Origin of the sequence: Pseudonocardia acidicola (assembly GCF_012911935.1) — a bacterium.
In the GTDB taxonomy this organism is placed as follows: domain Bacteria; phylum Actinomycetota; class Actinomycetes; order Mycobacteriales; family Pseudonocardiaceae; genus Pseudonocardia; species Pseudonocardia acidicola.
In genome coordinates, this window is sequence record NZ_JAAXLA010000019.1 from 94303 (window position 1) to 100302 (window position 6000).

The 6000-nt window shown below is 71.8% G+C and carries 6 protein-coding genes; 3 read left to right on the forward strand and 3 right to left on the reverse strand.

Going from position 1 to position 6000, the window contains the following annotated elements; translation table 11 throughout:
- Nucleotides 1–42: 42 nt before the first annotated feature.
- From HF526_RS12815 to HF526_RS12825, 3 genes are all read left to right on the forward strand, one after another.
- Nucleotides 43–2562: a DEAD/DEAH box helicase gene (locus HF526_RS12815; protein WP_169381624.1), complete on the forward strand. Its 2520-nt coding sequence runs from the start codon at nucleotides 43–45 to the stop codon at nucleotides 2560–2562.
- 146 nt (nucleotides 2563–2708) lie between these two features.
- A complete protein-coding gene (locus HF526_RS12820; protein WP_169381625.1) occupies nucleotides 2709–3101 on the forward strand; it encodes a hypothetical protein in 393 nt (130 codons plus the stop codon).
- Between the two features lie 497 nt (nucleotides 3102–3598).
- Nucleotides 3599–4000 carry a DUF7715 family protein gene (locus HF526_RS12825; RefSeq protein WP_169381626.1) on the forward strand — a complete coding sequence of 134 codons (402 nt, stop codon included), beginning with the start codon at nucleotides 3599–3601 and terminating at the stop codon, nucleotides 3998–4000.
- Here HF526_RS12825 and HF526_RS12830 read toward each other — a convergent pair.
- From HF526_RS12830 to HF526_RS35320, 3 genes are all read right to left on the reverse strand, one after another.
- Nucleotides 3997–5238 carry an acyl-CoA dehydrogenase family protein gene (locus HF526_RS12830; RefSeq protein ID WP_338051447.1) on the reverse strand — a complete coding sequence of 414 codons (1242 nt, stop codon included), beginning with the start codon at nucleotides 5236–5238 and terminating at the stop codon, nucleotides 3997–3999. The genes HF526_RS12825 and HF526_RS12830 overlap by 4 nt on opposite strands.
- A gap of 73 nt (nucleotides 5239–5311) precedes the next feature.
- Nucleotides 5312–5713 (reverse strand): DUF742 domain-containing protein, encoded by a 402-nt coding sequence (locus tag HF526_RS12835; protein WP_169381627.1) that lies wholly within the window; start codon nucleotides 5711–5713, stop codon nucleotides 5312–5314.
- Nucleotides 5714–5720: 7 nt separating this feature from the next.
- Nucleotides 5721–6000, reverse strand: a 280-nt coding sequence (locus HF526_RS35320; RefSeq protein ID WP_239028611.1) for a GTPase, incomplete at its 5' end; no start/stop codon positions are given.

The following is a 6000-nucleotide window of genomic DNA, read 5'->3' on the forward strand; positions in this document are numbered from 1 at the left end:
GGGCCGCAGCGGCGGTCGGTGACCCGGGACGATCAGGAGACCATGACCCTCACCGAACGGCTGCCGACCGGCTCCACCGACCCCGACGCGCTCGTCGAGGCCTTCACCGAGTGGGCCTTCGAGGAACAGGGACTGTCCCTGTACCCGGCCCAGGAGGAGGCGCTGCTCGAGATCGTCACCGGCGGCAACGTCATCCTGTCGACCCCCACCGGGTCCGGGAAGTCGCTGGTGGCCATCGGGGCGCACGCGGCCGCGCTGGCCCGCGGCGAGCGGACCTTCTACACCGCACCCATCAAGGCGCTGGTCAGCGAGAAGTTCTTCGCGCTGTGCGAGGTGTTCGGCGCGGACAAGGTCGGCATGCTCACCGGCGACGCCGCCGTGAACGAGCAGGCGCCGATCATCTGCTGCACCGCGGAGATCCTCGCGAACATCGCGCTGCGCTCAGGCCCGACCGCCGACGTCGGCAGCGTCGTGATGGACGAGTTCCACTTCTACTCCGACCCCGATCGCGGCTGGGCCTGGCAGGTCCCGCTCATCGAGCTGCCGCAGGCCCAGTTCCTGCTCATGTCGGCCACGCTGGGCGACGTCACGTTCTTCCGCGACGACCTGACCCGGCGCACCGGCCGGCCCACCGCGGTGATCACCTCCGCCGAACGGCCGGTCCCGCTGCACTACCGCTACGTCTTCACCCCGCTGCACGAGACGATCACCGAGCTGCTCGAGACCCACGAGGCGCCGGTCTACGTCGTGCACTTCACCCAGGCCGCGGCGATCGAGCGGGCCCAGTCGCTGATGAGCGTGAACGTCTCGTCCAAGGAGGACAAGGCGGCGATCGCCGAGCTGATCGGCAACTTCCGGTTCACCGCCGGCTTCGGCAAGACGCTGTCCCGGCTGGTCCGGCACGGCATCGGCGTGCACCACGCCGGGATGCTGCCGCGCTACCGCCGGCTCGTGGAGACCCTCGCCCAGGCCGGCCTGCTCAAGGTCATCTGCGGCACCGACACCCTCGGCGTCGGGATCAACGTCCCGATCCGCACCGTGCTGTTCACCGCTCTGTCCAAGTACGACGGCGTGCGCACCCGCGGCCTGAAGGCCCGGGAGTTCCACCAGATCGCCGGGCGGGCCGGCCGCGCCGGCTACGACACCGTCGGCACTGTGGTGGCCGAGGCCCCCGACCACGAGGTGGAGAACGCCCGGCTGCTCGCGAAAGCCGGCGACGACCCGAAGAAGCGCAAGCGGATCGTGCGCAAGCAGCCGCCGGAGGGCTTCGTCGGCTGGAGCGAGAAGGGTTTCGAGAAGCTCACCGTCGCCCAGCCCGAGCCGCTGACCAGCCAGTTCGCCGTGACCCACGCGATGCTGCTCAACGTCATCTCCCGGCCCGGCGACGCGTTCACCGCGATGCGCCACCTGCTGGAGGACAACCACGAGCCGCGGCCCGCGCAGCGCAAGCACATCCTGCGCGCGATCGCGATCTACCGCGCGCTGCGCAACGCCGGTGTCGTCGAGGAGCTGCCCGCGCCCGACGCGGAGAGCCGCCGGGTCCGGCTGGTCGGCGACCTGCAGCTCGACTTCGCGCTCAACCAGCCGCTGTCGCCGTTCGCGCTGGCCGCCGTCGAGCTGCTGGACCGGGAGTCGCCGGGCTACGCCATGGACGTGCTGTCGGTGATCGAGGCGACGCTCGACGATCCGCGCCAGGTGCTGCACGCGCAGGAGAACAAGGCGCGCGGTGAGGCGGTCGCGGCGATGAAGGCCGAGGGGATCGAGTACGAGGAGCGGATGGCGCTGCTCGAGGACGTCACGTACCCGAAGCCGCTCGCCGAGCTGCTGGAGGCGGCGCTGGAGACCTACCGGCGCGGCCACCCGTGGGTCTCCGACGCGCGGCTCTCGCCCAAGTCGGTCGTGCGGGACATGTCCGAGAAGGCGATGACCTTCGTCGAGTACATCTCGCACTACCAACTGGCCCGGTCCGAGGGCCTGGTGCTGCGCTACCTCGCCGACACCTACCGGGCGCTGCGCCAGACCGTGCCGGACGAGGCGAAGACCGAGGAGCTCAGCGACCTCATCGAGTGGCTGGGCGAGCTGGTCCGCCAGGTCGACTCCAGCCTGATCGACGAGTGGGAGAAGCTCGCGGCCGGAGTGGACAGCGGCGCCGACGTCGCTCCCCCGCCGGTCGACCAGCTACCGGCCGGGGTCACGTCGAACAAGCGGGCCTTCCGGGTCCTGGTGCGCAACGCGATGTTCCGCCGCGTCGAGCTGGCCGCGCTGCGCCGCTGGGATCTGCTCGGCGAGCTCGACGCCGACGCCGGCTGGGACGCGGCGGCATGGCGCGAGGCGTTCGAGCCGTACTTCGAGCTGCACGACGAGATCGGCATCGGCCCGGACGCCCGGGGCCCGCAGCTGATCGACATCGAGGAGCAGCCCGAGCGCTGGATCGTCCGGCAGGTCCTCGACGACCCGGCCGGCGACCGGGACTGGGCCATCACCGCCGAGATCGACCTGACCGCCTCCGACGAGGAGGGCACCGCGGTCGTGTGGGTCACCGGCGTCTCCGACACGGTCTGAGCCCGGGCGTTCCTCCCCGCCCGCACGGCGACGTGCGGGCGTCTCTGCCCAGGTCGATCCACGCCGCGAATCCCGCGTCACCGCGGCGTGGTTGATGATGTCAACGCATGATTGACGAAATGAAGCCGTCAATCTATGGTTGACGAATGAAGTACGACGAGGCGCAGCGCTGGCTCGAGAACGCCGGCCTGGCCACGACCAGCGGGAACCCGTCGATCGTCGGCCAGCTCGACGCGCTCAAGGAGCTCGGCAAGAACGGCGCGTTGACGAAGAACGGGGCAGCCACCTGGTACGCCCTGGTCCAGGAGATGCGCCGGCTGGCCGACTACTACGAGCGCGATCTCATCCGTCAGCTGCGCAAGGACGGGATGACCTGGGCCCAGGTCGCGGAGACCGTCCAGGCCCAGCTCAGCAGCCGCCAGGCGGCGCAGGGCAAGTGGAAGCGGCTCATCGACCCCGGACGGCGCACCACGACCGGGGACATGCAGCGTGGTGGCCGCCGCAAGCAGACCGACGCCGGCGGCGACGCGCAGGGCTAGGCAGGCCGTGCCCACCGGGACCGGCCGCCCGAACCGCAACCCGCCCGCGACCCCGCACACCGTCCGGCCGTCCCCGGCGGGGGCAGGCGACCACGCGTGATCGGCCGTCCCCGGCGCCGATCGGACGCCCCGATCACCAGCGTCTCCGGGCCGCGGCCGGGCGCCCCGCTCGCCGGAGATCGGTCCGGGGGCCCCGCGAGACGCCGGCCGCCTCCCCCATCGCTCGCGCCCGCGCCGCTCACCGATTCACGGCCCCGCCACCCGCGCTGGCCCGGATGACCGGCCCCGGGTCCCGGATCGGCCGCAGCTGCCGACGCCCACTGCCCTGACTGCCACGCGCGGACGGACGAGCGCGCACGTCGCGTCAACGATCGATTGACATCGTAGGAGCGTCAATGTATCGCTGACACATGGGCGACCAGGTCGCGGCACACGCCGCGCCGCGCAGGTGTCGGGGGTCACTGCTAGATCTCTGCCGTCGACGAGAGGAGACGGCCATGAAGGTCCTGGTGGCGACCGCGCGGACGCAGGGTGCCCGGGCAGGTGACTACCACTGGTGTGTCGAGGGCGAGTTGGTACGGATCGGGGAGATCTGCGCACTCGACCGGGCGGACCCGGGCGGCGGCTGCGGCTGCGGACGCGCGTTCGCCGGACTGAACTCCCACCGCGCGACCACCACGGCCCGGGTCGCGGAGGTCCCGCTGTCCTACCCCGACTACGTGGAGGCGATCCGGTCGAGCCTGCAACAGCAGGGCTACGAGCCGTGCGACGACTGCGCCGACGAGGAGGCCGACGAGCTCGCCGAACTGGTGGCCGACTGGCCCGTCGGCACGATCGTCGGACGCCGGCTCGCCGAGCTGTGGGTGCGGGAGCTGCCCACCGCCGAGCCCTCGGGTTAACCCAGCGGGCTGCGCGGCAGCAGCCGGTCGGCCACGATCTTCATCTGGATCTCGCTGGTCCCCTCGAAGATCGTCGTCAGCCGGGCGTCGCGCCAGTGCCGCTCGACCCGGTGCTCGGTGGTGTAGCCGTTGCCGCCGTGCAGCTGGATGCCATCGCCGGTCACCTCGGCCGCCATCTCGGTGGCCAGCAGCTTCACCATCGCGGCCTCCCGTTCGCAGGGCTGCCCGAGATCGATCAGGTGCGCCACGTGCTGGTAGAACGCCCGCGCCTGCTCCACCCGGGCGGCCATGGTGGCCAGCTTGAACCGCACGGCCTGGAAGTCGCCGATAGGGTGCTCGAACTGCCGGCGTTCCTGCAGGTAGACGATGGAGTCCTCGACCGCGGCGCGGGCCAGGCCGACCGCCCGGGCGGCGGTGTGCACCCGGGCGATGTTGAGCCACTGCTGAGTGGAGGCGAACGCGCCCTCGTCGGCGTTCTCGCCGCCCAGCTGGTTGGCCACCGGCACCCGCAGCCCGTCGAACTCCAGGTCCCAGGTGACGAACCCGTGGTAGCCGATCTTGTCGATGGGCCGGCCGGTGAGGCCCTCGGGGAAGCTGTCGCGCTGCTTCTCCACGAGCAGCGTCGCCAGCCCGGCCGAGCGGCGCTCGTCCGGGCCCGGGTCGGCGGTGCGCACCAGCACCTGGATGAAGTCGGCGGCCTTGGCGTTGCCGGTCCAGCGCTTGCGGCCGGTGAGCACGAACGCGTCACCGTCCCGCTCGGCCCGGGTCGCCACCCCGGCCAGGTCGGAGCCGGCGTCGGGCTCGGACAGCGCGATCGCGCCGATCCACTCCCCCCGGGCGCTGCGGCGCAGCAGCTCGTGGCGGCGGGCCTCGTCGGCGACTCCGGTACCCGCGCCCTGCGCCCGGGCGATGATGCTGGCGACGCTCATCCAGGCCCTGGCGAGCTCCTCGGCGACCATGCAGTACTCGAACGCGCCGAGTCCCAGCCCGCCGTGCTCGGTGGGCACGGTGATACCGAAGTAGCCCTCGGCGGCCATCTCCTCGAGCAGCCATCGCGGGATCTCGCCCTTGACCGGGTCCAGCTCGTTGGCGACCGGCAGCACCCGTTCCGCCGCGAACCGGCGGGCCTGCGCCTGCAGCCTCTCGCGCTCCGGGGAGTGGTACGGCGGGGGCACCACGGGAATCGGCGGCGGCATCAGGTCGGCGGGATCCGGCGACGGCGCAGACGTCTCTGTCACGGTGATGTTGTGCCACAGCCGGACCCGCGCCGCACCGCAGGACCGGCAACATCACTCCCCGGCGGGGCCGGGATCAGAGCCGGCGCAGCCCGCTCAGCACCCGTTCCATCAGCGCGAGGTCCGGCCCGGCGGCGCCGGTCGTGCGGTGCACGACGAGCGCGTCGGCCACCGCGAGGTCGCCGACGATCACCCGCCCCACCCCCAGTGGGACGCGGGAGAGCGCAGCCACCTCGGCGACGGACCGCGGTTGCAGGCACAACTCGAGGACGCCGCGGTGCTCCTCGAGGTCCGGCCGGTGCAGCGCCGCCGGGACCGTCGACACCAGCGTCTCGATGCCCAGCTCGTAGCGGGAGCGGGTCCGGCCCTTGGTGAACACGTAGGGCCGGACGAACGCCGAGCGATTCTCCTCCTCGAAGGGATCCTCGAAGACCGCACCGATCAGACCGAGCTCCTGCTCGTCATCCGCCGGCGTCATGAGCAACTCACCTGGCGTCCCCCTGTCCGCGTCCTGTCGCCGTTTCGACCGGTTTTCGGGCGACACCGTGGCGACGCTGTGTCATCAGATGATGACCATGTTGTATCGGATCGGCGATGCCCGCCGAAAGCCCGGGGCCCAGCCGCCTCCACTGGGTCACGCCCGCGCTGTCGACGAAGCGCCACACCTCGCCGTCGAGCTCGACCAGCGAGTCGACCGGGTCGACCGTCGTACCGGCGACGTCGTGGACCACCGAGCGCAGCTCCCCGGAGACCCGGTTGAGCAGG